The sequence below is a fragment of the Streptomyces sp. NPDC021225 genome (assembly GCF_044332865.1).
Classification (GTDB): domain Bacteria; phylum Actinomycetota; class Actinomycetes; order Streptomycetales; family Streptomycetaceae; genus Streptomyces.
Genome location: NZ_JBIRPV010000002.1, coordinates 1,046,031 through 1,069,598, shown reverse-complemented (window position 1 = coordinate 1,069,598; position 23,568 = coordinate 1,046,031). Strand labels below are relative to the sequence as shown.

Sequence of the window (23,568 nt, the reverse complement as noted above, 5' to 3'; positions counted from 1 at the left end):
AAGAACCCAGGGCGGTTCATGCACTCACCGGACCGGTACGGTCCCAAGCTGTGCCTATCACCGAACAGTTCCTGACGCAGCTACGCGCCCGCGCGGTGGCGGGCAACCCAGCCGCCGCACGTGAGCTCGGACGCCTGCTCAACCTGCCGCCGGGCGACCCAGCGGACATGGAGGCGGCCGATCTCCCTGGCGAACGACCTGGCTGGCCCGGTGAGCCGTGGTTGCGTGCGGCGCTCACGGCCCGTGCCGACGACACCGCCGCAGCCCTGCTACTCGCTGGTCAGCTCCTGCGGCAGATACACGAGGACAACATGCTGGGACCGAGCGACATCGCCGGCCTGGCGAAGTCCCGCAGGACCAACCAGAGGAGAATGCAGGAGACCGACGAGCTCTACTCGCAAGTGCGGCGGTCGGATCCGGGCAACGAAACGGCCAAGGTGGGTCTCCACGTGCTCACCAAACTGCGAGAGGGAAAGTGGCTGGATCCTGTTGACGACTCTTCGGTTTCCGCCTACAGCTTCTACCTCCTGACCATGGAGATCTACTCAGGCTCGGCTGGCTCGGTTTTTCGATGGGCGGTACCCGACCTCGACGAGCTGCGCTGGGCCTTCGATGTCGTGACGCCCCTCATACAGGATTATCTCTTCCTTGACGGTGGTAAGAGGCCGTCCGCCGAGCTGACTCTTTCCACAGTCGACGCCGGGCGGGTGGTCCACTCGATCGACCTAGGTAGATGCGTTGTCCATGACGAGGAGGTCGGCCTCGACCGCTTGAGCTGGGACGACCTTGACGTGCCGCTGCTGCGGGGCGAGCCGTTGCCGGTTGGGCACATAGTGGCGGTGATCGACCAGGACTATCCGATCCACTACGGCTTCTCCGTCCACCACGACATCTGAATCAGAGCGCGCCGCGCGGCGGTTCGACCGTAAGCCCCATGTATCGGCCCCACTGGTGTAGCTCGTCCTGGCCGGGACCGCCACGTTCGCCCCGTAGGGCTTTGTTCCGCGCGGTGGAACGGGTCGCCGAACAATCGCACCGCCGCTGTACTCGCTTCCGTACGGCCAAGCAAAGGCGGAAGTCAGGAGGACAACATGAAACAGCGGCTGTTGCGGGCGCTCTCCATCGCGCTCATCGCGTGCGGTCTCGTCACCGCGTCCGGCATCACGGCGGCAACGGCGAGCGCCGCCCCGGTCTCCAGGTGCTGCTAGTTCACCCGAGCCGGCCGAGTTCCTCGCGGACCCGGTCGGCGTCGGGGTGGCCGAGCGCGTCGAACATGGTCAGTGCCTCCTGCCAGGTGTCCCGGGCGCCGGGGACGTCCCCCGCGGCCAGCTGGGCGCTGCCCAGGCGGTACGTGGTCTCGGCCGCCCTGACCCGCTCGCCGCGCTCACGGCGCAGCTCCACGGCGTTCCGGAAGCAGACGATGGCCTGCTCGTGGTCGCCGAGGCGGTGGTGGGCGTAGCCGAGGCTGTCCCAGGCGGCCGAGGCGCCCCGCCCGTCGTGCGCCTCCCGCAGCATCCGCAGGGCCTTCTCGCAGTGGATCAGGGTCTGCTGGTACTGGCCGACCATGGCGTACGCCCAGCCGACGTTGTTCAGCGCGTACGCCTCCCCGCTGCGCTGGCCGACCTCCCGGTACAGCTCGAGGGTGCGCTGCGCGTGGTACAGCCCCTCCTCGTGGCGGCCCTGCCGCTCGCCCGCCAGGTTGAGCGCGACATGGATGAGCGCCTGACCGGCCGCGTTGTCGGTCCTGCCGTGCAGGTCCAGGGCGCACATCAGGTGGTCGCGGGCCCGGTCGTAGCGGGCCATGCGCAGATCGGCGAGGCCGAGGCCGTGGTGGGCGTGCGCCTGCCCGGTCAGGTTGTCCGTACGCTGCGCCGCGTCGAGCGCCACGGTGTGCACGACGCCCTGGTCGTGCCAGTGTCCGAGCTGGTCCAGGAACTCGGCGAGCGACCAGGCCAGCTGCCAGGCGTGGGGCTCGAATCCGCTCTCCGCGGCCTGCTGCTGCGCGGCGACCAGCACCGGATGCCCGACGGTGAACCAGGTCAGCGCCTCGCCGTAGTCCGCGAACGGCTCGGTGCTGACGCCGGGCTGCGCGGCGGGGAGGGTGAGCGGCGTGCGCTGCGGGGTGAACACACGCCCGGCGGCGACGGCGGTGTGGAGGTAGTGGTCGAGCGTCCGGTGCAGCGCGGCGCGCCGGTCGGCCTCGGAGTCGTACGCCTCGGCCAGCTCGGTGGCGTAGGCGCGCAGCAGGTCGTGCAGCGCGTACTGGCCCGGGCTGCGCTCGGTGAGCAGGTGGGCCCGGGTCAGCTGGATCAGCAGCCGCCGGGCCTGGGGCACGGGCAGCGCCACCAGGCTGGCCGCGGCGACGGCCGAGATGTCCGGTCCCGGGTGCACGCCCAGCAGCCGGAACAGCCGCGCGGCGTCGGTGCCGAGGGTGTGGTACGACCACGAGAACACCGCCCGGACGTCGGTGGTGGCGTCACCGCCGTCGAACGCGTCCAGGCTGCCGCGGGCGTCGTGCAGCTCGCGGGCGAGGGCGGCGAGGGAGAAGCGGGGGTGGGTGGCGGCGCGGGCGGCGACGATGGCCAGCGCGAGGGGCAGCCCCGCGCACACCGTGATGACGTCCTCCACCGCCTCCGGCTCGGCCGCCACCCGCTCGGCGCCCAGCCGGCGGGCGAGCAGCCCGCGCGCCTCGGCGCGGTCGAGCAGATCCAGCGGCAGCGGCTGGGCCTGCTCGGCGACGACCAGCCCGGTGAGCTCGTTACGGCTGGTCAGCAGCACCAGACAGCCCGGCGATCCGGGCAACAGGGGACGGACCTGATCGGCGTCGCGGGCGTTGTCGAGCAGGATCAGCACCCGTCTGCCGGTTAACAGACTGCGGTACAGGGCGGTCTGGGCCTCGACGGTCGCCGGTATCCGGTGCGCGGGCACCTGGAAGGCGTCCAGGAAGCCGCGCACCGCCTCGGAGGGTGTCATCGCCGAGCCGGTGGGGCCGAAGCCGCGGAGGTTCACATACAGCTGCCCGTCGGGGAAGCGGTCGCGGACCCGGTGGGCCCAGTGCACGGCGAGCGTGGTCTTGCCGAGACCGCCGCTGCCCGCGATCACGGAGATCAGCGCCGCGGTGCGCGCCTGCCCGTCCCGGGCCCCGAGGGCCGGCCGCAGCAGCGCGTCCAGACCGGCCAGCTCCCGCTCCCGGCCCGTGAAGTGGACGACGTCGGCGGGGAGTTGCTGCGGCACCGCGACCTCGGCGGGCGGGGAGGACGGCTGTGGCGACGGCTGGGGCCGCGCGGGCGAGGGGTCCTCCGGGGCGGAGGCCAACCGGTCCGCGTCGGCCTGTTCGAGAATGGTGGGCGGGACGGGTGGGGCCGGCGGCACCGGCGAGACAGGCTGGACCGGCTGTTCGGGCGACGCGGCCTGGGCAGGTGGCGCGGCCGGGGCATCCAGCACCCGCCGGTGCAGCCGCTGGAGGTCGTCCCCCGGCTCGATGCCCAGCTCGTCGACGTACCGCTGCCGCGTACCGCGGAAGAGCGCGAGCGCGTCGGCCCGCCGGCCGCTCCGGTTCAGCGCCTCCATCAGCAGCCCCACCGACCGCTCCCGCAACGGGTGCTCCGCCACCAGAGGGGACAGCACGGCGACCGCCTCCTGGTGGCGCCCCGAGCGCAGATCGATCGCGGCGCACTCCTCCATCGCGGCGCGCCGCTCCTCCTCGAGGCCCGACCCGACGGTCTCGGTCAGCCAGCCGCCCGTGACGTCCGCGAGCGCGGGGCCGCGCCACAGCTGGAGCGCCGCGCGCAGCAGTTCACCGGCCGGGCCGTCGCCGACCGTCCGGGCCTCGCGCACCAGTTCCCGGAACCGGTGCAGATCCACCCGCACGTGGTCGACGGCGAGACAGTAGCCCTGGGCGGAGGTGGTCAACTCGGTGTCGGGCAGCGGGGCCAGGATCCTGCGGAGCTTGGATATCTGGACCTGTACGGCGTTGCGCGCCGACCCCGGCGGGTCCTCGCCCCATACGGCCATGACCAGCCGGTCCACCGGGACCACGCGCCCGGGCTCCAGCAGCAACATCGCGAGGACGGAGCGCTGTTGGGCGGCGGTGGGGCCGAGACCCAGCTCGCCCCGCCATATCCCGACCGGGCCCAGCAGACGAAACTCGGTCCCGTGGTGCACGCGCTTCCCCCGTCGGTACCTGAGATTCCCTGCGGCCATCTCGCAGCCTACCCACAGCCACAGGTCAACGCCGCATCAGCGGGAGATCAGCCGCCCGTTGCACTCTACGGGCAATGAGGGCGCCGCGGCGCACCCACGCTCACGTCCGGCGCAGACCCCGCTGGATGGGGAGCCCGCGGTAACGGGGAGCCCTCTCGACCCATACACACGGGGGCGGCATGGGGGGCTTGACTCGCGTATCGACCGCCAGACCGGCCGAACAGGCCAGACCGCGCCGGACGAGTGGCCGATACCACCGGGCCTTGGCCGCCGGACTCCTCGCGGTCGGCTTCCTCGGGGCGGCCGGCTACAAGGCCGAGGCGGCCAGAAGCGCGCCAACAGGCGGCGCAACGGCGAAAGGGCAGCTCATGACGGCTACGGGACAGACTCGCATCACTCCTCGGATAGGCGACCTCGTGTACGACATCGAGCGCGAGGCCATGGGCCGCGTCGCCTACATCGACACCGGCGGTAACGTCGCCTGGGTCAAACCCCAGGACGACGGCCCCGAATGGACCGCGCTCCCGGAACAGCTGCGGCCGATCATCGACGGCGAGCGCTGAGGCGCCTTCCTCGAGCCCTGCTCGGCAGCAAGCGCTTAACTCCCGCTGATGTCCCGCTGATGTCGGCCAGGTGACGTAAGCGCCCATGTTCGCCCGCGTCTTCCACGGGGGGAGGCGCGGGACTCTCGGCTGACAGCCCGCCGGTACCGCTCAACACACGTCGCGGTACGGCACCTCCGGGATGTACGTCTTCCAGTCGGCGCGGGAGAGCCCGCCCCCGGCGCGCTTGCAGACGGCGGCGGTGACACGCTCCGGGTCGACGGCGAACTTCTGGAGCGGCACGTGTTCGCCCGCGACCAGCAGGGTCCTGCCGTCATTGGTGAAGGAGATGGCCTGGACGGGGTCACTCGCTGTGGGCAGTGCGGCCCCCAGCGGGCGGCTGGACGCGACGTCCCACAGCCGCACGGTGCCGTACTCGCCCGCCACCGCCAGGATCCGCCCGTCGGGCGAGTAGGCCAGCGCGCTCACAGGCTCCGCCGGGGCTCCCTCCGCGACCGCGAAGTTCTCGGAGATGACGGCTGTCCGACGCTCGGCGCCGCCGTTCCAGACACTCACCTGGCCTGTGAAATCGCCTGTCGCCAACCGGTCGCCAGCAGGGCTGTAGGCGAGCTGGACTTCCTCGCCCAAGTCACTGCCGGCCTCGCGGAGCGACGGCAGGGCGAACCCCCCGCCGAACGCGGTGGCCAGCATCTTCCCGTCGGGCCGTACCGCCAGGGTGCCGGGCATGGCCCCCGTCGCCGAGTACCAACCGCCGGTCTCACGCGCCTTCGACGCCCTTTCCAGCTTCGCGCTCCGCACGCCCCAGCGTTCCATGACCGTAGGATCCTGCCGAACGGCATACAGCGACTCCCCATCCGAGGCCAGCGCGATCGCGTCGGCGCCCTGTTTGCGGGCACCCTTGGGCGCGATGACGAGGGCCGTCCTCTTACGTTCCCGTCCCGCGTCGCCCACGTCCCAGATGGTGATCCGTTCCGGGACCGCCAGTCCCTCCCCATTGCCGTTCCGTACGCTGACGCCATAGGCGAAGGTCCGACCGTCGCCGCTGAAGGCCATGAGCACGACGCATGACACCTCGTCCATCACCACCCCGCGCTGGCCGGTCAGACAGTCGGCGGGCGGCAGGGTCACCACGGCGGGCCGCCCGCCGTCGGTGCGCCTGAGCTCGAATCGCTCGTACCTTCCCGTGGTGCGGGCGGTGGCGACCAGCCGTCCGTCAGGGCTGAACCCAGCCATCGTCGTCTGCCTCCGGCCGACCGGCTCGAAAACGTGATCCACCGCGATCGTCCTCACCGCCCCGCTGCTCTTGAGGTAGCGGATCACCCCCTGATCCGCGTCCACCCGCAGCATGTCGGGGCTACCGTCCGTCAGGGGGTACCGGTAGACGGGCTCATCGGGTGAGGCGACCCGCCACACCAGGATTTCCCGCTCGTCGGACGTGACCAGGAACCGTCCGTCTCGGCTGAACTCGGCATTCCCGTAGCCTTGGTGTTCGATAGCGGGCAGCTCCTTCCCGGACCGCAGATCCCATCTCCGCACGGAGTTATCGTCGTCGACGACGAGGCTGCGGCTGTCGGGCGTGAACCCGAACTCCTGAGTCTCGGTGGTGCCGTCCTTATAGAGAGGGCCGCAGGCCAGGCGCGACACGGCGGCCGAGGGAAACGTACGCAGCCTGCGGCTGCGGGGCACATCCCACACCTGGAGAGACCGGTCCGCCGCGCAGAACGCGAAGAACCGGTCGTCGGCGCTGACACTCGGCTCGTCGACCTCTTCTCCACCGACCTGCTTGAACACGAAGCGCCGCTGCCGCAGGTCCCATAGCCCCACCGCACTGTCGCCCGCCAGCACGACGGTGCGTCCGCTGGGGCCGTACTCGGCGGTTGAATAATCGAGGTCCCCCACGGGCGGGCCGAGCGGCTTCCCGGTGGCGAGGTCCCGCACCCGCCAGCCATCGTTCTCGGATACCAGGGCCCGCCGCCCCGTCGGATCGAGGCTGACTATCGGCATCTCCACCGGCACCCGCAGCGACCCGATCGCCTTGTGGGAGACGACATCCCACGCGGTGAGCCTGCCGTCGGCGCTGCCTACCATCGTCCGGCCGTCAGCACTCAGCTGATTGTCGCCGTCGAAGTTGGTCGAGGGCGGGGTGAAGGAGTCCCGCTCGGGCCGGGTCATCGCCCCCATCAGCGCCGCCTTGGCCTCCGCCGTGTGGCTGATTCGCCACGACGCCAAGCTCAGCCGCATGGCCGCCACCGGATCCGAGTACCGCATGTTCCCGTCCGCGACGGCCGCGATCCGTCGGGACACGGCCTCCTCCCGCCGCTGCTCCCCCGCCCGGTTCTGCTGCCACGCCACCGCCCCCGCCACGAGCGCCAGCACCACCAGCACCGCCACGGCACCCACGAACGTACGCACCCGTCGGCGCTCCCGCGTGCCCGCGGCCCGGCTGGCGGCCAGGAAGTCGCACTCGGCGGGGGTGAGTTCGGCCGAGCTGTCGGGCTCTTCGAACGCCTCCCGCGCCTCCACCAGCCGCGCGCCCCGGTAGAGCGCGCCGGGATCCCGTCCCAGCTCCTCCCAGGTGCGGGCGGCCTCGGTCAGCTTGCGGTGGGTACGCAGCCGTTGGCGGTCCTCGTCGATCCAGCCGCGCAGCCGGGGCCAGGCCGTGATCAGGGCCTCGTGGGCGAGGTCGACCGTGCCCTCGTCGAGGGTGACCAGGCGCGCCCGTACGAGGCGTTCCAGTACGAGAGCTGTATCGCCGGAGCCGGAGGCAGAGCCGGAGCCGGGGGGTGTGTCGGGACCCAGCCCCAGCTCCTCCCGGTCCACCGGGCGCCGGGTGTCCTGGGCCCCCTCCCCCGGGGTGATCAGCCGGAGCATGATCCGCCGGGCGGCCTCCGCCTGCTCCTCACTGAGCTCCCCGTACACCCGCTCGGCGGTCAGGGCGATCGCCCCGTGGACGCCGCCCGCCGCCTCGTACGACTCCACGGTCAGCGCCCGGCTTCGGCGGCGGCGCCAGGTCTCCAGCAGGGCGTGGGACATCAGAGGCAGGCCGCCGGGTTCGTCGACGACCTCCTCCACGATCCTGGCGGTCAGCGTCCGCTCGACGATCAGCCCGTCCGCCGCGGCCGGCTTGACGATCGCCTCTCGCAGCTCCGCCCGCCCCATCGGCCCGACCAGCAGGGTGGCGCCGCGCAGCGCGGCCGTCAGCTCCCGGTGTTCGGCGCAGCGGCCGAGGAAGTCGGCCCGTACGCCGATGACCACGCGCAGCCGACTGCCCTCGTCCCGGGCGGACAGCAGCCGTTCGATGAATCCGGCGCGCTCAGCCGGGTCCTGGCAGAGGGTGAAGACCTCCTCGAACTGGTCGACCACCAGCCAGGTGTCCCCGTCTCCGCCCTTCGGCGCGAGCGCGTCGGCGTGGGTGCGCAGCGGGCGGTCGCCCGGGGTGAGGACGCGGATCACGGACGGGCGCGGCAGCGGCTCCGCCGCGCCGTCGCGCAGGGCCGGGATAAGACCTGCTCGCAGCAGCGAGGACTTCCCGCTGCCCGAGGGGCCGAAGACGGCAGCGAACCTGCTCTCTCTCACCAGCTCCAGCAGATCCGCGACGAGTTGGTCCCGGCCGAAGAACCGCTCGTGGTCGCCCGGCTCGAAGCGGGCCAGTCCGCGGTAGGGCGGGGTGGCGTCGTCGTCCTCGCGGGGGAGGCCGGTCGCCTCCTCCGCCGCCTCGCGCCAGCGCGCCTCCCAGGCGGCCCGGTCGGCCCCGTCCCCGCCGCACGCCTCCACGTACGCGAGCGTGACCGGCAGCGAGGGGAGTTGCTCTCCCGCGGCGGCCCGGGACAGCGTGGTGAGCGAGTACGGAACCCGATGCGCCATCGCCCGGTAGGTCGGTCCGCCCGCCTCGCTCCTCAGCTTGCGCAGTTCGTACGCGAATCGCTCGACCGGACCCGCGCTCGGATCCAGCGGACTCTCCCGGCGGCCCATGTCCGATCCCCCCACCTCGACGGCCTGGTCCGGCCCAGACGGTACTCCCTTTGTTTCGAGCCCCTTTGTTTCGGCTGCCTTTGTTTCGACTTCCTTTGTTTCGTGGCGAGACGGGGCTGCCGAACAACCGCCGGACCGCTGAAGTGGACCGTGTGCACCGGACGGTGCCGGGCCGCACCAAAACTCCGTACGCCTTTCGCGGGGGTGAGGGCGTACGGGGACGGCCACACACAGGAAAGGGAGGTGGGCTGATGCCTCTTTGGGGGCGGATCGCCACGGCGGTCACGGGGGCCGTCCTCTTGGCCGCCCCGTTCCTCCCCTTCGTCCCGGGGATCCACGCGGAGGCGGCGACGGGGGTCGTGCACTTCCCCGCCGGGTTCTCGGGCGGGGCGTGAACGCGAGCGGCCCTGCCCCGATGCGAGGGGCAGGGCCGCGAGGCCGTGCGGTGAGGCCGGAGTGGCCCGCGGGTCAGATGGCCGCGTGCTTCTTGGTGGTGTCCACGTGAGCGTCGTCGTCCGCGTCGTCCCCGCTGTGCGGCGAGTGGTCGTCGACGAGCGTGGTCTCGTCGAACGGCAGCCGCCCGGCGAGCACCTCCTGCATGCGGTCCTTGTCGATCTCCTTGGTCCAGGTGCCGACCAGGACGGTCGCGACCGCGTTGCCCGCGAAGTTGGTGAGGGCGCGCGCCTCGCTCATGAAGCGGTCGATGCCGACGATCAGGCCGACGCCGTCCACCAGGTCCGGCCGGTGCGACTGGAGACCGCCGGCCAGGGTGGCCATGCCCGCGCCGGTCACGCCCGCCGCGCCCTTCGACGCGATGATCATGAACGCCAGCAGGGATATCTGCTCGCCGATCGAGAGCGGGTTGCCCATGGCCTCGGCGATGAACAGCGAGGACATGGTCAGGTAGATCGCGGTGCCGTCCAGGTTGAAGGAGTAGCCGGTCGGCACGGTGATGCCCACGACGGGCTGGCTGACGCCCGCGTGCTCCATCTTGGCGATCAGGCGCGGCAGCGCGGACTCGGACGACGAGGTCGACACGATCAGCAGGAACTCGCGGGCCAGGTACTTCAGCAGCGCGAAGATGCTCACGCCCGCGACCAGCCGCAGGACCGTGCCGAGCACGAGGAACACGAACAGCGCACAGGTGATATAGAAGCCGATCATGATGATGGCCAGCGACTTCAGCGCGTCCACGCCCGTCTCGCCGACCACCCCGGCTATCGCGCCGAAGGCGCCCACCGGCGCCGCCCACATGATCATGGACAGCACGCGGAACACCAGCCGCTGGATGTGGCCGATCCCGCGCAGCACCGGCTCACCGCTCTTGCCCATGGCCTGGAGCGCGAAGCCGACCAGCAGCGCGATCAGCAGGGTCTGGAGCACCTCGGGCGCGGTGAAGGCGGAGACCATCGTGGTCGGGATGATGCCGAGCAGGAAGTCGGTCGTGGACTCGTGGGCGCCCGCCGCCTGGCCCTGTCCGGCCTTCGCCGCCTCGCTGGTCAGGTGCAGGGTGCTGCCCGGCTCGATGATGTTGCCGACGACCAGGCCGATGGCGAGCGCGACGGTCGACATCGCCAGGAAGTAGCCGAGCGCCAGGCCGCCGACCTTGCCGACCTTCGCGGCCTTCCGCACCGAGCCGACGCCGAGCACGATCGTGCAGAAGATGATCGGCGAGATCATCATCTTGATCAGATTCACAAAGCCGGTGCCGATCGGCTTGAGCTCCACCGCGGTATCGGGGGCGACGAAGCCCACCAGGATGCCGAGCGCGACCGCGCCGATCACCGCGAGGTAGAGGTAGTGAATCTTGTCCTTCTTCGTCCGCCCGGCATCCGTCTGTCCGGACGCGGACGGCGAGGTCTGCGCAGCCACGGTGCTGCCTCCTTCTGCTCTGCCGTCCAGCTGTCCCGGCTGATGCGTCGTGCGGCTCGCACTTCGCCCTGAACGGTCCCGAGGACTATGCACCCCGCCTGTGATGGCGGTCACCCTTCCGTTCATTTCGTTCACGAAACGGTCATGTGCACACTGTGTGGCATGCGCGTCCCCCGTCCCCGGAGTCTGGCAGGCCAGCTCTTCGCGATGCAGGTCGTCCTGGTCGCCGCCGTGGTCGCCGGGTGCGCGATCTTCTCGTACGTCACCGGCCGGAGCCAGGCGGAGGAGTCCGCACGCCGCCAGGCCACCGCCGCCGCGACCGCCGTCGCCGACTCCCCGACCGTCGCCGAGGCCGTACGGTCCCCCGACCCCACCGCCCGGCTCCAGCCATACGCCGAGCAGGTGCGCCGCGACACCGGTGTCGCCTTCGTCACCATCATGAATACGCGAGGGATCCGCTGGACGCATCCCGACCCGGCTCGCATAGGAGAGAAGTTCCTCGGCAACACCGGGCCCGCGCTGCACGGCCAGATCTTCGACGAGACATACACCGGCACCCTGGGCGCCTCCGTGCGCGTGGTGGCCCCGGTGCGCGACGCACAGGCCGGCGGCAAGATCACCGCGCTGGTCAGCGCGGGGATCACCGTCGACACCATCAGCGCGCAGGTGCGCCGCCAGATGCTGGCGCTGCTCGTCGTCGCGTTCGCCGCGCTGGCGCTCGGCGGCATCGGCACCTATGTCATCAACGCCCGGCTGCGCCGCCACACCCACGGCATGAACGCCGCCGAGCTGAGCCGGATGCACGACTACCACCAGGCCGCGCTGCACGCCGTCCGCGAAGGGCTGCTGATGCTGGACGGGCGGCGGCGGATCGCGCTGATCAACGACGCCGGGCGGGAGCTGCTCGGGCTGTCCGGGAACCCGGTCGGCCGGTACGTCTCCGACCTCGGGCTGCCCCCGCCGCTGACCGGCGCCCTGCTGTCCGCCGAACCGCGGGTGGACGAGCTGCACCTGACCGCCGAGCGGGTCGTGGTCGTCAACACCTCCCCGGTCAGCAGTGGAGAGCAGCGCGGCACGGTCGTGACGCTGCGCGACCACACCGAACTCCAGGCGCTGTCCGGCGAGTTGGACTCGGTACGCGGCATCACCGAGGCACTGCGCTCCCAGGCCCACGAGGCCGCCAACCGGCTGCACACCGTCGTCTCGCTGATCGAGCTGGGGCGGGCCGAGGAGGCGGTCGACTTCGCGACCGCCGAGCTGGAGCTGGCGCAGGCGCTGACCGACCAGGTCGTGGGGGCGGTCGCCGAGCCGGTGATGGCCGCGCTGCTGCTGGGCAAGGCGGCCCAGGCCAATGAGCGCGGTGTGGAGCTCGTCCTCGCCCCGGACAGCCGCATCGACGACGGGCTGCTCCCGCCCGCCCTCCCCGCCCGCGACCTGGTGACGATCCTCGGCAATCTCATCGACAACGCGACGGACGCCGCCGCCGAGGGCGCCGGGCGCGGCGCGGCCCGCAGCGCCCGGGTCACGGTCACGGCGCGCGCCATCGCCGACGAGCTGACGCTGCGCGTGAGCGACACGGGCCCCGGTCTTGACCCGGCGACGGCCGAGGTGGCCTTCGGGCGCGGCTGGAGCACCAAGTCCCCGGGCCGCGGGCTGGGGCTGGCGCTGGTGCGGCAGGCGGCGCGGCGCAACGCCGGGACGGTCGAGGTGTCCCGGGCGGTGGAGGGCGGCGCGGAGTTCACGGTCCACCTGCCCCTGGCAGAATCCCGGGCCGAACCCGTACCCGTGCCCGTACCCGTACCCGTGCCCGTACCCGTGCCCGAACCCGAACCCGTACCCCAACCCCGACCCGAACCCCACCTCGAACCCGCACCCCGCGATGAGCCCGCACCCCGGGACGAAACCGCGCCCCGAGAGGAATCCGCCCGATGAGCCCGTCGCAGGCGAACCCGGACCGGCCCGCGCCGATCCGGGTCCTCGTCGTCGAGGACGACCCGGTCGCCGCGGACGCGCACCGGATGTATGTCGAGCGCGTCCCCGGCTTCACCGTGGTCGGCTCGGCGCGGACGCGCGGCGACGCACAGCGCCAGCTGGAGCGCACGCCCGCCGACCTTCTGCTGCTGGATCTGTATTTGCCCGATGGACACGGTCTCCAGCTCGTCCGGGGGCTGCGTGCGGCAGGTCACACCACGGACGTCATAGCGGTGACCTCGGCCCGAGACCTCGCGGTGGTCCGGGAGGGCGTCTCGCTCGGGGTCGTCCAGTACGTACTCAAGCCGTTCACATTCGCAACGCTACGGGACCGGCTGCTGCGCTACGCCGAGTTCCGCGCGAGCGTGGGCGAGGCCAGCGGCCAGGACGAGGTGGACCGCGCGCTGGCCGCACTGCGCGCGCCGCAGCCGGCCGAGCTGCCCAAGGGGCTGACCCCGGCCACCCTCCAGGCCGTGACCGACACGCTGCGCGCCGCCGAGAGCGGGATCTCCGCCACAGCGACGGCGGAGGCGGTGGGCATCTCGCGGATCACCGCGCGCCGGTATCTGGAGCACCTGGTGGACGCGGGGCGCGCGGCGCGGGCGCCGCAGTACGGACAGGTCGGCCGCCCGGAGCTGGTCTATCGCTGGCTGAGCACGCAATAGGAAACTTTCCTATCCACCATCTTGTCGGCGCGGCACCGACTCGCTAGCGTTCACATCCGCAACCCCGCCCAACAGACAGTTGTTCGGTGCACGTATGCTCCCCTCTCGTCCTTGTTGCGTGTGTTGTCCGGAGGACTCCCCCCATGAAGAACATGTCCAAGCGCACCCGCAGGCTCGTGCTCACCGCGACCTGCGCGCTCATAGCCACGGGCGGCGCGGCGACCCTCGCCGCCACCGGCGCCCAGGCCGCCCCCACCGCTCCCACCACCCAGGCCGCCGAGGCCGCCCCGAGCACGGCCGCCGCGGCCAGCGGCCAGACCGGCCCGTACCTCTACCTCGGCTGGGGCAGCCCGCCCAAGGCCACCGATGTGATGTCGGCCACCGGCACCACCCAGTTCACGATGGCCTTCATCCTCTCGGACGGCGGCTGCAACCCGAAGTGGGACGGCTCCCGCGCGCTGACCGGCGGCAACGACCAGTCCACGATCAACTCCATACGCTCGGCCGGCGGCGATGTCACGGTGTCCTTCGGCGGCTGGAGCGGCAACAAGCTCGGCGAGAAGTGCTCCTCCGCCTCCGCCCTCGCGGGCGCGTACCAGAAGGTGATCGACGCCTACAAGCTCAAGTCGATCGACATCGACATCGAGGCGAGCGAGTTCGAGAACGCGACGGTCCGGCAGCGGGTGATCGACGCGTTGAAGATCGTCAAGCAGAAGAACAGCGGCATCAAGGTGTACGTCACCTTCGGCACGACCACCAGCGGCCCGGACGCCAACGGCAAGGACCTCATCAAGCGCGGCGCCGCAGCCGGCGTCGACGTGGACGGCTGGGCCGTCATGCCGTTCGACTTCGGCCAGGGCTCCGTCGACATGGCGGCGGCCACCAAGTCGGCGGTGGACGGCCTGAAGAACAGCGTCGCGAGCGCGTACGGTCTGTCGTCCGACGACGCGTACCGCAAGGTCGGCTTCTCTTCCATGAACGGCAAGACCGACGTCGCGGGTGAGACGGTGACCCTCGACAACTTCAAGTCCGTGGTCTCGTACGCCAAGAGCCACCACCTGGCCCGGGTCAGCTTCTGGTCGCTCAACCGCGACCGCAAGTGCGGCTCCGGCGGGGACGCGGACGCGTGCAGCGGCATCGACCAGGGGACGTACGACTTCACCAAGGTGCTTGCGGGCTACACCGGCTGAGCACGCCACCCGGGCTGACGACCACCGGGCTAACGTTCGATCAAGGGCGTTCCTGGTCAAGGGGATTGACCTTGTAATGGGCCCGACCGTACGGTCGGCCCGCAGCCCCAGAGGCCAGCAAGGAGGTCGTGCCCGTGCGCCACACCGCCCCACTGATCCTCACAGCCGTCACCCTCGTCGCCGCCGCAGGACTCACTGCCTGCGGCGGCGGCTCGGGCAGCGACCCGGACACCGTCAAGGTCGCCTACAAGCGCAGCACCGACAACAAGATCAGATTCCAGGACAACTACCTGGCCGGAGTGAAGAGAGAGTTCGAGAAAGCGAACCCCGGCAAGACGGTCAAGCTGATCCCGATCCAGGCCCAGGACAACGACTACGCCACCAAGGTCCAGCAGATGATGCGGTCCCCCAAGACCGCGCCGGACCTGGTCTACGAGGACACCTTCCGGATCAACTCCGACATCAAGGCGGGCTATCTGCGCCCCCTCGACGACTATCTGGCCAAGTGGCAGACCTGGGACCAGTTCGTCGACACCGCGAAGGCCGCGGCCAAGGCGGAGGACGGCAAGACGTACGGCATCCCGGACGGCACCGACACCCGCGGCCTGTGGTTCAACAAGGACATCTTCGCCAAGGCCGGGCTGCCGGCCGACTGGCAGCCGGGAAGCTGGGACGAGATCCTCGCCGCGGCCCGCACGATCAAGGAGAAGGTCCCCGGTGTCACCCCGCTCAACGTCTACACCGGCAAGGCCCCGGGCGAGACCTCCGTCATGCAGAGCTTCGAGATGCTGCTGTACGGCACGGGCGAGAACCCGCTGTACGACCCGAAGGCGAAGAAGTGGGTCACCGGCGGCCAGGGCTTCAAGGACACCCTGAGCTTCATCAAGACCGTCTACTCCGAGAAGCTGGGCCCCGACGTCTCCGACGCCCTCGACCCCAACGTCGGCACCACCGTCTACAGCGAGTGGCTGCCCGAGGGCAAACTCGCCATCGACCTCGACGGCTCCTGGCTCGGCCAGAACTGGCTGAAGACCGGCGGCAAGCCATGGCCCGAGTGGTCCAAGACCCTCGGCCAGGCGCCCATGCCCACCCAGAACGGCCAGGCCCCCGGCAAGGTCAGCATGTCCGGCGGCTGGACCTGGGCGATCACCGCCAAAGGCAAGAACCCCGACCTGGCCTGGAAGTTCGTCGAGCAGCTCCAGACCAAGAAGAACGCCACCGAATGGTGCGTGACCGGCGCGCAGATCGCGGTCCGCGACGACGTCGCGAAGGACCAGCGCTATCTGTCCTCCATGCCGGGCATCGACTTCTTCACCGGCCTCGTGAAGTACACCCACTACCGGCCCGCGCTCCCCGTCTACCCCCAGGTCTCCACGGCGATCGGCGAGGCCATGGAGTCGGTGACCACGGGTGACGCCTCCCCCGACAAGTCGGCCAAGTCGTACGACGACCAGCTGAAGTCGATCGCCGACGGCGCCACGGTGGCCAAGGGCTGATGGCGACCGCGACCAAGGTGGCGGCGGCCCCGGTACGCCCCGGGCGCCGCCGCCCCCTGCACCACCGCCCCCTGCGCTGGTTCCCGCTCGCCCCGGCGACGGTGCTCCTGCTGCTCTTCCTCGGCGGCCCGATCGGCTACTGCGTCTACATCGCCTTCACCAACATGCAGCTGACCGGCGCCTCCACCACGGACTTCGTCGGCCTCGACAACTTCCGGCGCGCCTTCGCGGACGACGACTTCCGCAACGCGGTCGTCCTCACGCTCGTCTTCACCCTGCTGTCCTCGCTGATCGGCCAGAACACTCTGGGCCTGGCCCTGGCCACCGCGATGCAGCGCGCATCCAAGCCGGTACGGACCATCACCGGCTCGATCGTCATCGCGGCGTGGGTGGTGCCCGAGATCGTCGCGGGCTTTCTGCTGTACGCGTTCTTCCGCCGCGAAGGCACGCTCAACGCCATCCTGGACTGGCTGCACCTGCCGTCCCAGAACTGGCTCTTCACCCTCCCCATCATCGCCGTCTCCTTCGCCAACGTCTGGCGCGGCACGGCCTTCTCGATGCTCGTCTACTCCGCCGCGCTCTCCGAGATCCCCAAGGAGATCAACGAGGCCGCGGAGGTCGACGGCGCGAGCGGGCCGCGCCGCTTCTGGCACATCACCCTGCCGATGATCCGCCGCTCCATCGGCACGAACCTGATGCTCAACACCCTCCAGACGCTGTCCGTCTTCGGCCTCATCTGGGCCATGACCCGAGGCGGCCCCGGCAACCGGAGCCAGACCCTCCCGGTCTTCATGTACGACCAGGCGTTCAACAAGTCGCTGATCGGCTACGGCACGGCGGTGGCGCTGTTGCTGCTGCTGGTGGGTGCGCTGTTCTCGCTGGTCTACCTGCGGTTGATGCGCGACGAGGTCTGAACGACGGCCTCCCGGAAGGCGGCCCATGCGGCGGGCGCCACGCGCAGTATGGGGCCTTCCGGGCGCTTGGAGTCGCGTATCGCGACGCTGTCGGGGTGGTTGGTGGCCACCTCGACGCACTCATGGTCAGCGGTGCTGTAGCTCGACTTCCGGAACTCAAGCGCGGTCATCTCTCACATCTCTTCGCGGAGGACGTTGATGAATGCCTTGCTCTCCGGCTCAGTGAGGGCGCTTCGGGAGATCTTCTCAAAGAGATCCTGGTGCTGGGCGGCTTCGTCCCCTCCCTCAACCCACAGCTGACCGAAGGCGGTCTCTGTATACACCACATCCATGGCGCCGGGTTCGGCGAACGAGATGATGTTGAAGGTGCCACCCATACCCAAGTGCGCTCCGGCCGTGAACGGCAGGACCTGGAGCCTGATATGCGGCTGATCGGCGGCATGGGCGAGGTGCGCCACCTGCGAGCGCATCACCTCCAGCCCGCCGACTTGATGCCGGAGTGCACCTTCGTGGATCAACGCCCACAGCTCCAGCACGGGTTCTTCCGAGAGCCGCCGCTGACGGGCGACTCTCGCGGCGACCAACTGTTCGCCGTTGTCCGGGTGATCGCGCCTCGAGTTGCCGAGGGCCAATGCTCGCAGGTAGTCAGGGGTCTGGAGCAGTCCGGGTACAAGGCTGAGCTGCCACGTCCTGATGCTTGTCGCCACGTGTTCCAGGGCGACGTACTCCTGCATGACGCCGAGGTCCGGGAAGTCGTTCCACCACCCCTTGGCCCTGCGGCGCTCGCGGTCGACCCGCGCCAGCTCCAGCAGCCCGCCCACAACCGCCGGATCGCTCACGCCGTACAGCTCGCACAGGGCCCGGATGTCGGGGTCGCGCATGGGGACCCAGCCGCGTTCCATCTTGGCGACCTTGGTGGTGGACGCCGTAAGGCTTTTGGCGGCGTGCCCCTGCGTCAGCCCCGCCTCGGTGCGGAGCTTGATGAGCTCGCCGCCGAGTCTGCGTCCCAGAACGGTCGAGGTGCTGTTCCCCTGCATCAGCTGACTCATAGTCACGCGACCAGTCTGGCGTCAGCAGACGCACCCCGCAAACCAGATCGGAGGAATTCCTCCAAGAGGAACTTGTGTTGATCTACTAGACGACGCTACGGTCCGTGATGAACCGATCGCGCAGCGAGGCGACTCGCGCGCTCAGGCCCCAAACCGCCTGCTGGAGGTGTGCGATGGCATTCGCGCCCCAAGACCCACGGATCCCGGACCCCAACGACCCCGTCGTCCATCACGACCGCGTCGACTACGCCCCGTTCCCCAAAAGCGTGACCGTCGCCCGCCGCTACGCCGCCAAGCTGGTCGCCCACTGGGGCTACCCCGCCCTCGCGGACGACACGGCCCTGATCGTCTCCGAGCTGGCCGGCAACGCCGTGCTGCACGGCGGCGTCCCGGGGCGTCACTTCCGCGTCCAGCTCACCCTCACCAAGAACCTCCTGCGCATCGCCGTCTCCGACGCCAAGGGCGAACGCCTCCCTCGGCCGCGCCGGCCCACCGCCGACGACAATTTCGGACGCGGGCTCCTCATCGTCCGCGCGCTGGCGACCCGCTGGGGCGTACGGGAGCGAACCGTGGGCAAGGAGGTCTGGGTCGAACTCGACCTGGCGACCTGCCCGGTCGAGCTCGACCCAGACCTTCAGTGAAAGGGGCACGCATGCCACCGGAACGACAGTCGATGGACCTGGAGACCTACACGGCCAGGACACGCCGTGGGCCGTGCTTCCTGTGCGCTTTCGTGTCAGGGGACCCCGACTACGCACATCACACGGTCTTCGAGGACGACGACCACGTCGCCTTCCTCGACCGGTGGCCCACCCTGACCGGCAAGGTTCTGGTCGCCCCGAAGAGACACATCGAGCACGTCGTCCGTGATCTCGACCCGGAGGCCTACGGACGGCTCATGCTGGTGGTGCGGGAGGTCGCCCTCGCCGTGGAGGACTGCGTGGGAGCCGAGCGGACGTACCTCTACTCCTTGGGCAGCCAGCAGGGGAACGCCCATCTGCACTGGCACATCGCCGGGCTGCCGCCGGGCACCCCATACGAGCGGCAGCAGTTCGCGGCGCTGATGACCGAGAACGGCGTGCTGGCCATGGCCCCCGAGGAAGCCTCCGACATGGCCGAGCGCATCCGTGACCGCATCGCGGCCAGGGGCTGGCTCAACGCACCAGGTAGGGGCTGAAATGCCCCGCGACGTCATCGGCGATGGCCATGGCGTCGCGGGAACCGTCGACTTCCAGTACGCGGATACCCAGCCCGCGGGCGGTACGCACAGCCTCCTCGGCGATGAGACGGTCACGGGCCAGGCGGTTGGCCTGCGCCCTGGCCGGGTCGCTGACGCGGTGATCGAGCGCGGCGGCCCGGGGCAGTACGCGAACCTGGTGTTCGCGGAACTCGGGTGTGGGCACCATGACGATCATCCGGCGCGGTGAGTCGATGATGGGCGCGACGAGCTCGGGGCGGAGGCCCCAGCCCTCGGCGATGATCGGCCGCCCGGAGACCAGCGCGCGCAGGTCGTCCAGTGTCCATTCGAAGCGGACCGGGAATTCGGCCAGGGTCCGGGCGGCCATCGCCTCAGGGGTGGTGTTGACCCACACCTCGTCCAGGCCGGGTTCGGCGGCGGGCTCGCCGAGGCCGATGCGACGTGCGAGGCGGCGATCGTTGTGCGCGCGGGCGTCGTGGTAGTCGTAGTGATAGGCGGTGACGCCGTATCTGGCCGCCAGGATTCGAGCGACGGTCGATTTTCCGGCCCACTGGCCGCCGCAGATCCATAAGGCCTGATGCAAGGTGCCCAACGGATCCCACACTTCGCTGCCGGTGTCGAGGTCATAGCTGGTCATGCGATGCCTTTCCACGCCTGTTGTCGCTGTTGTCATCTGCCGACCCCGACCCCCTAAGCCGCAGGCGAGTGCGGGTTTCGTCTCGCGCCTTCGGCGCAAAGTGGTGGGCTGCGGGGTTCGCGGGGTGGGGTGGCTATTCGAGGTAGTTGCGGGGTGGGTTGGTGTAGGTGTGGCCGGTGGGTGCGGTCCACGTGGTGATCCCGGTGTCGGGGTCGCGGGTGACTCGCCATCCCGGGTGGTGGGTCTTCATCAGGTGATGCCGTCGGCACAACGGGCTCAGGTTCTCCGGAACCGTCTGACCTCCCGCCTCCGGATCGTCGTGGTTGAAGGGCTGGACGTGGTCGAGGTCGCAGCGGTGGGCGGGCATCTGGCAGGTGGGGAAGGTGCACCGGCCGTCCCGGGCAATCACATGCCGCTCCGTCTCCGCCGTCGGCTTGTACGTCGTTGGATCCGTCTTGACCAGCATCCCGGTCTTCGGCTCGATGATCAGACGCCGCCAGATCGTCCCCTCGGCAAACGCGATCTCCCTCGCCTGCCCCGCGGTGATCGGCCCGTACCCCTTCAACTGCGCGGGCTCCTCACTCTCCCCGATCAGCACATCCAGCGGAACGGTGACCTGCACAACTGCCGCCGACCGCCCACCCGAACCCTGCTCCCCCGCGCTGCCGGTGCCGCCGGCGCCGGCGGTGCTTGTGGCGGTGGTGCGGTTGACGACCAGGTCGAACAGGGCGTCCACCCGCTTCTGCTCCAGCGTCCGCCCCTCATCCGGCAGAGTCGCCGCATGCGCGTCCACGGCCTGATTCATACGTGCGGCCTGCTCGGCGGGCAGGATCGCGCCCCACATCGCCATCCCGTCAACCTGCGCGTAGTGGACCATCTGCCGCTCGCGCTTACGCTTGCGATGCCGCTCCTCCGCCCCGTACGGGTCGGCCCGGACGATCTCCCGGGCCAGCACCCGCCGGGTCTGTCCGGTGGCGAGGCCGGGCATCTTCCCGGCCACGGCGGCTTCGACCTCCGCGGCAAGCAGCGGGTCGAGGACACCACAGGCCTCAGTGACGGCGACGGCCTGCATGTAGCAGATCTCCCCTCGCTCCAGCAGCCCGAGCGTGGTCGGGTAGTGGCTGTCGAGCTCCCGAGCCACTTGTAGCCGCTTGGCCGCCGTCGTCCCCGACAGCTTCAGCGCACAGGCCACTTCCTCACACGCGAAGTTCAACTCCCCCTCGATGCCCTCGCTCCACTTCCCCTCCGGCAGCGCGGCCTGCGCATCAGCATCCAGCGCGGCCAGGATGTGGACCTGCTGCGCCTGGATCCACGCCGCATGCCGCTCCAGCGCCTTGAGCGCGTCGACACGGCCGGTGTGGGACAGCTTCCCCGGATCCAGCAGCGGCAGCACAACTGCCGTCTGCGGCCCCGGAGCCATGTTGGCAAGGTAAGCGGCCCATTCGTCCGGCGTCCCCGGAACCAAAGCCGAAGCCGCAGACGGAACCGGTGCCGGTTCCGGAGCCGAGCGAGCGGTATGTGTGACCGTGGTCGTAGCGTTGCTCCCCATGGCGATCACCCCCCAGTGATGCGCTCAACGCCCGCCTCCCCCAGCGGGCTCAACACCTCCATTCTCTCTCACTCTCCGTAACACGGCCAGGTCACAACCCCCAACTCCACTCCTTCGAGTGACAGTTCGGAACCCGGAACTCCACCCACACCCACCCGCCGACCACCGCACCCACCCCGCCGCCACCAGCAGCAGCAGCAGCAGCAGCAACGGCGCCAGCCCGAACCCCCTCCCTTCCCGCTGCCAGCCGCTTTGCGCCGAAGACGCGAGACGATGCGGGCGCTCGACGACCGGAGGCTGCCGCTCAGCGGCGCCAATTGCCATCGGTCAGCTCGACGGCTCACTCGTGGAGCCAGAAGCCCGTTCGCTTCAGCCACAGGTCGAGCAGGGCGCGCTCGCCGTGGATCTCGGTCCGCTCGTCGACGGGTCGGCCGTAGACGAGCAGCAACAGTTCCGCGACCGGGCCACGGACGGTGACGGCCGCATCGCCGCCGCCACGCCGCCACCGGGGGACGTCGCCGGTGAGGTCGACACGCCACTCCCCGGACGGGTCGTCGGTGGCCCGGAAGCAGAGCGTGCGGCCGGCGCCGAGCAGCGGTTCCGCGTCCGTGGGGTCGTACGCCTCGGGGACCGTGCCGAAGCCCATCCACTCGTCGAGGCCGTCCCGCGCCACCGCCGCGTCGACCTCGTAGCGGGCCCCCACGGTCCGGGCGGCGTCGGCGCGGTGGACGACGGTCTCGAACAGCATGCGCCGCGCCCAGAACACGATGGGCTGGTCGGGCACCACGGTCCACACACGGGTGTCGGGGCCGGCCTCGGTCAGGTGGTCCGTGAGCAGCCGCGCGCCCTCGGCGAGCCAGGCGTCGACCACGGCCATGTCCTTGTCGCCGTAATGGAAGACGTCGTTGACCTGGTCCTCCGGGACCTGCTCGGTGGCCCGGGTGCGGACGATGGTCTCCACCCAGCGATGGGCTCCGCTGACGTGCCGTAACAGCTGGCCGAGGTTCCACTCGGGGCAGGTTGACACGTGGACGGTCGGGTCGGCGTCCTTCACCAGGGTGCGCAGCAAGTCGGTCTGGGTGAGGATTTCGGCGCAGTAGCGGTCAAGGTTCCAATCAGACATGCGGCCAGGCTACGAGGCGCGGGGCGGCGGGGCGAGGGCGTCTTCCGACCGAGCCGATGGGCCTCGCGTCCTGGTCCCCAGGTCCCCTGACACTCCGTTCTCCAGGCCGACGACCACGGGTTCCGTCCGTGTCCACAATGCGGTGACGATCAAACAAAGGAGCCGAACATGTCGTATCCCGAGCCCCGCTATCTCGGCGAGAACGGCGAGGTCAACGCGGTGTACAGGCCGGTGGACACCCAGCCGGAGCTGGACTCCCCCTCGGGCAACCGAACGCACTACCTGGCCACGCACGCCTCCACCGGGGGTGAATTCGGGCTGTACCGGGTTGACATGGGACCCAGGTCGCCGGGCCCCACCACCCACTTCCACCGCTCCATCTCGGAGTCCTTCTTCATCCTGTCGGGGGCGGTGCGGCTGTACGACGGCGACCACTGGATCACGGCGCGCTCGGGGGACTTTCTCTATGTGCCGGTAGGCGGATTGCACGCGTTCAAGAACGACTCCGACGACCCTGCGTCCCTGCTTCTGCTCTTCGCCCCGGGCGCACCGCGCGAGGAGTACTTCGAGCAGGTCGCGGAGATGACGCGGCGTGGCGGCAAGGAGCTCGAGGAGTTCCGTATCCGCCACGACAGCTTTTTCGTGGATTGAGTGGGCCGTCACTCGACGGTGTGGTTGTCCCTGGCGACCGAGTCCAGATGAGCTGACAGGTCATCGACCATGCGGCCGAGGAGGCGGACCAGCTCTCGCCGGTCCGGGTCGGACCATGCGGAAAGGGCCTCGCCGAACCAGCCGTTGATGACCCGCAGATAGCGGTCGACGAGCTGCTGGCCGGCCGCGGTGAGGGTGATCAGCCGGGCCCGCTGGTCGTCGGGGTCGGCCACCCTCTCCACCAGTGCGCGCTGCTCCAGCCCGTGAATCTGGCGGGTGGCGTGCGGGCCGGCCACCTGCATCCGCTGGGCGATCTCCCCGACCCGCAGGGGCCGGTCGGCCACGTTGAGGATGACCAGGACGGTCACCGCGGGCCGGTCCAGGGTCACCCCGGCGGTGGCGGTGGCCCGCTCGAAGAGCTGTCCGCGGCTCAGCGTGCCGCTGAGCCGGTTCATGGCGGGCAGCAGGCCCATCAACACGTCGTTGTCGGCCGTCATGAACAACCTCAATCTTGA

20 protein-coding genes are annotated in these 23,568 nt (G+C 70.3%); 11 read left to right on the top strand and 9 right to left on the bottom strand.

The window, feature by feature from the left end; all coding sequences use genetic code 11:
- Window positions 1-50: 50 nt before the first annotated feature.
- Window positions 51-896 (top strand): hypothetical protein, encoded by an 846-nt coding sequence (locus tag ACH4S9_RS12860; protein WP_398371609.1) that lies wholly within the window; start codon window positions 51-53, stop codon window positions 894-896.
- Between the two features lie 313 nt (window positions 897-1,209).
- Here ACH4S9_RS12860 and ACH4S9_RS12855 read toward each other — a convergent pair whose 3' ends face one another.
- Window positions 1,210-4,164 (bottom strand): AfsR/SARP family transcriptional regulator, encoded by a 2,955-nt coding sequence (locus tag ACH4S9_RS12855; protein WP_398371607.1) that lies wholly within the window; start codon window positions 4,162-4,164, stop codon window positions 1,210-1,212.
- 302 nt (window positions 4,165-4,466) lie between these two features.
- Here ACH4S9_RS12855 and ACH4S9_RS12850 point away from each other — a divergent pair, with 302 nt between their 5' ends.
- Window positions 4,467-4,766 (top strand): hypothetical protein, encoded by a 300-nt coding sequence (locus ACH4S9_RS12850; RefSeq protein WP_311727977.1) that lies wholly within the window; start codon window positions 4,467-4,469, stop codon window positions 4,764-4,766.
- A 150-nt stretch (window positions 4,767-4,916) separates the two neighbouring features.
- Here the strand turns inward: ACH4S9_RS12850 and ACH4S9_RS12845 are convergent, their stop codons facing one another.
- Entirely contained in the window at window positions 4,917-8,738 is a 3,822-nt protein-coding gene (locus ACH4S9_RS12845) for a hypothetical protein (protein WP_398371605.1), read from the bottom strand.
- Between the two features lie 251 nt (window positions 8,739-8,989).
- On the opposite strand from ACH4S9_RS12845, the gene ACH4S9_RS12840 reads away from it, so the two are divergent.
- The gene (locus tag ACH4S9_RS12840; RefSeq protein ID WP_311727975.1) at window positions 8,990-9,133 is read left to right on the top strand and encodes a hypothetical protein; all 144 of its coding nucleotides are present in this window, start codon (window positions 8,990-8,992) and stop codon (window positions 9,131-9,133) included.
- 73 nt (window positions 9,134-9,206) lie between these two features.
- On the opposite strand, the gene ACH4S9_RS12835 is transcribed toward ACH4S9_RS12840, so the two are convergent.
- Entirely contained in the window at window positions 9,207-10,610 is a 1,404-nt protein-coding gene (locus ACH4S9_RS12835; RefSeq protein ID WP_398371602.1) for a cation:dicarboxylate symporter family transporter, read from the bottom strand.
- Window positions 10,611-10,772: 162 nt separating this feature from the next.
- Here ACH4S9_RS12835 and ACH4S9_RS12830 point away from each other — a divergent pair, with 162 nt between their 5' ends.
- From ACH4S9_RS12830 to ACH4S9_RS12810, 5 genes are all read left to right on the top strand, one after another.
- Complete coding sequence (locus tag ACH4S9_RS12830; protein WP_398371600.1) at window positions 10,773-12,542, top strand: ATP-binding protein; 1,770 nt, start codon at window positions 10,773-10,775, stop codon at window positions 12,540-12,542.
- Window positions 12,539-13,246 (top strand): response regulator, encoded by a 708-nt coding sequence (locus ACH4S9_RS12825; RefSeq protein WP_311727972.1) that lies wholly within the window; start codon window positions 12,539-12,541, stop codon window positions 13,244-13,246. The genes ACH4S9_RS12830 and ACH4S9_RS12825 overlap by 4 nt, the downstream gene beginning before the upstream one ends.
- A gap of 143 nt (window positions 13,247-13,389) precedes the next feature.
- The gene (locus ACH4S9_RS12820) at window positions 13,390-14,436 is read left to right on the top strand and encodes a chitinase (protein ID WP_398371598.1); all 1,047 of its coding nucleotides are present in this window, start codon (window positions 13,390-13,392) and stop codon (window positions 14,434-14,436) included.
- A gap of 134 nt (window positions 14,437-14,570) precedes the next feature.
- Window positions 14,571-15,932 carry an extracellular solute-binding protein gene (locus ACH4S9_RS12815; protein ID WP_311727970.1) on the top strand — a complete coding sequence of 454 codons (1,362 nt, stop codon included), beginning with the start codon at window positions 14,571-14,573 and terminating at the stop codon, window positions 15,930-15,932.
- The gene (locus ACH4S9_RS12810; protein ID WP_398371595.1) at window positions 15,932-16,846 is read left to right on the top strand and encodes a carbohydrate ABC transporter permease; all 915 of its coding nucleotides are present in this window, start codon (window positions 15,932-15,934) and stop codon (window positions 16,844-16,846) included. Before ACH4S9_RS12815 ends, ACH4S9_RS12810 begins: the two co-directional genes overlap by 1 nt.
- On the opposite strand, the gene ACH4S9_RS12805 is transcribed toward ACH4S9_RS12810, so the two are convergent.
- Together ACH4S9_RS12805 and ACH4S9_RS12800 are read right to left on the bottom strand one after the other, a co-directional pair.
- Window positions 16,816-17,016, bottom strand: coding sequence for a DUF397 domain-containing protein (locus ACH4S9_RS12805; protein WP_398371593.1), 201 nt, complete (start codon window positions 17,014-17,016; stop codon window positions 16,816-16,818). The genes ACH4S9_RS12810 and ACH4S9_RS12805 overlap by 31 nt on opposite strands.
- Before the next feature lie 3 nt (window positions 17,017-17,019).
- Window positions 17,020-17,883 carry a helix-turn-helix domain-containing protein gene (locus ACH4S9_RS12800; RefSeq protein WP_398371845.1) on the bottom strand — a complete coding sequence of 288 codons (864 nt, stop codon included), beginning with the start codon at window positions 17,881-17,883 and terminating at the stop codon, window positions 17,020-17,022.
- Between the two features lie 185 nt (window positions 17,884-18,068).
- On the opposite strand from ACH4S9_RS12800, the gene ACH4S9_RS12795 reads away from it, so the two are divergent.
- A complete protein-coding gene (locus ACH4S9_RS12795; RefSeq protein WP_398371591.1) occupies window positions 18,069-18,536 on the top strand; it encodes an ATP-binding protein in 468 nt (155 codons plus the stop codon).
- Window positions 18,537-18,547: 11 nt separating this feature from the next.
- Window positions 18,548-19,072, top strand: a complete 525-nt coding sequence (locus ACH4S9_RS12790; RefSeq protein ID WP_398371589.1) for an HIT family protein — start codon at window positions 18,548-18,550, stop codon at window positions 19,070-19,072.
- Here the strand turns inward: ACH4S9_RS12790 and ACH4S9_RS12785 are convergent.
- From ACH4S9_RS12785 to ACH4S9_RS12775, 3 genes are all read right to left on the bottom strand, one after another.
- The gene (locus ACH4S9_RS12785; protein ID WP_398371587.1) at window positions 19,050-19,766 is read right to left on the bottom strand and encodes a hypothetical protein; all 717 of its coding nucleotides are present in this window, start codon (window positions 19,764-19,766) and stop codon (window positions 19,050-19,052) included. The genes ACH4S9_RS12790 and ACH4S9_RS12785 overlap by 23 nt on opposite strands.
- A 97-nt stretch (window positions 19,767-19,863) precedes the next feature.
- On the bottom strand, window positions 19,864-21,150 hold the full coding sequence (locus ACH4S9_RS12780; RefSeq protein ID WP_311727963.1) for a DUF222 domain-containing protein: 1,287 nt from the start codon (window positions 21,148-21,150) through the stop codon (window positions 19,864-19,866).
- A gap of 469 nt (window positions 21,151-21,619) precedes the next feature.
- Window positions 21,620-22,402, bottom strand: a complete 783-nt coding sequence (locus tag ACH4S9_RS12775; protein ID WP_398371585.1) for a maleylpyruvate isomerase family mycothiol-dependent enzyme — start codon at window positions 22,400-22,402, stop codon at window positions 21,620-21,622.
- A gap of 168 nt (window positions 22,403-22,570) precedes the next feature.
- Here ACH4S9_RS12775 and ACH4S9_RS12770 point away from each other — a divergent pair, with 168 nt between their 5' ends.
- Entirely contained in the window at window positions 22,571-23,053 is a 483-nt protein-coding gene (locus tag ACH4S9_RS12770; RefSeq protein WP_311727961.1) for a cupin domain-containing protein, read from the top strand.
- An 8-nt stretch (window positions 23,054-23,061) separates the two neighbouring features.
- On the opposite strand, the gene ACH4S9_RS12765 is transcribed toward ACH4S9_RS12770, so the two are convergent.
- Complete coding sequence (locus tag ACH4S9_RS12765) at window positions 23,062-23,550, bottom strand: MarR family winged helix-turn-helix transcriptional regulator (protein WP_398371582.1); 489 nt, start codon at window positions 23,548-23,550, stop codon at window positions 23,062-23,064.
- Window positions 23,551-23,568 lie beyond the last annotated feature (18 nt).

Coding starts and splice junctions, on each gene's coding strand:
- ACH4S9_RS12845 (WP_398371605.1), bottom strand. CDS start 8,738: ATGGGCCGCCGGGAGAGTCCGCTGGATCCGAGCGCGGGTCCGGTCGAG.
- ACH4S9_RS12840 (WP_311727975.1), top strand. CDS start 8,990: ATGCCTCTTTGGGGGCGGATCGCCACGGCGGTCACGGGGGCCGTCCTC.
- ACH4S9_RS12830 (WP_398371600.1), top strand. CDS start 10,773: ATGCGCGTCCCCCGTCCCCGGAGTCTGGCAGGCCAGCTCTTCGCGATG.
- ACH4S9_RS12825 (WP_311727972.1), top strand. CDS start 12,539: ATGAGCCCGTCGCAGGCGAACCCGGACCGGCCCGCGCCGATCCGGGTC.
- ACH4S9_RS12820 (WP_398371598.1), top strand. CDS start 13,390: ATGAAGAACATGTCCAAGCGCACCCGCAGGCTCGTGCTCACCGCGACC.
- ACH4S9_RS12810 (WP_398371595.1), top strand. CDS start 15,932: ATGGCGACCGCGACCAAGGTGGCGGCGGCCCCGGTACGCCCCGGGCGC.
- ACH4S9_RS12805 (WP_398371593.1), bottom strand. CDS start 17,016: ATGACCGCGCTTGAGTTCCGGAAGTCGAGCTACAGCACCGCTGACCAT.
- ACH4S9_RS12800 (WP_398371845.1), bottom strand. CDS start 17,883: ATGCAGGGGAACAGCACCTCGACCGTTCTGGGACGCAGACTCGGCGGC.
- ACH4S9_RS12795 (WP_398371591.1), top strand. CDS start 18,069: ATGGCATTCGCGCCCCAAGACCCACGGATCCCGGACCCCAACGACCCC.
- ACH4S9_RS12790 (WP_398371589.1), top strand. CDS start 18,548: ATGCCACCGGAACGACAGTCGATGGACCTGGAGACCTACACGGCCAGG.
- ACH4S9_RS12785 (WP_398371587.1), bottom strand. CDS start 19,766: ATGACAACAGCGACAACAGGCGTGGAAAGGCATCGCATGACCAGCTAT.
- ACH4S9_RS12780 (WP_311727963.1), bottom strand. CDS start 21,150: ATGGCTCCGGGGCCGCAGACGGCAGTTGTGCTGCCGCTGCTGGATCCG.
- ACH4S9_RS12775 (WP_398371585.1), bottom strand. CDS start 22,402: ATGTCTGATTGGAACCTTGACCGCTACTGCGCCGAAATCCTCACCCAG.
- ACH4S9_RS12770 (WP_311727961.1), top strand. CDS start 22,571: ATGTCGTATCCCGAGCCCCGCTATCTCGGCGAGAACGGCGAGGTCAAC.
- ACH4S9_RS12765 (WP_398371582.1), bottom strand. CDS start 23,550: ATGACGGCCGACAACGACGTGTTGATGGGCCTGCTGCCCGCCATGAAC.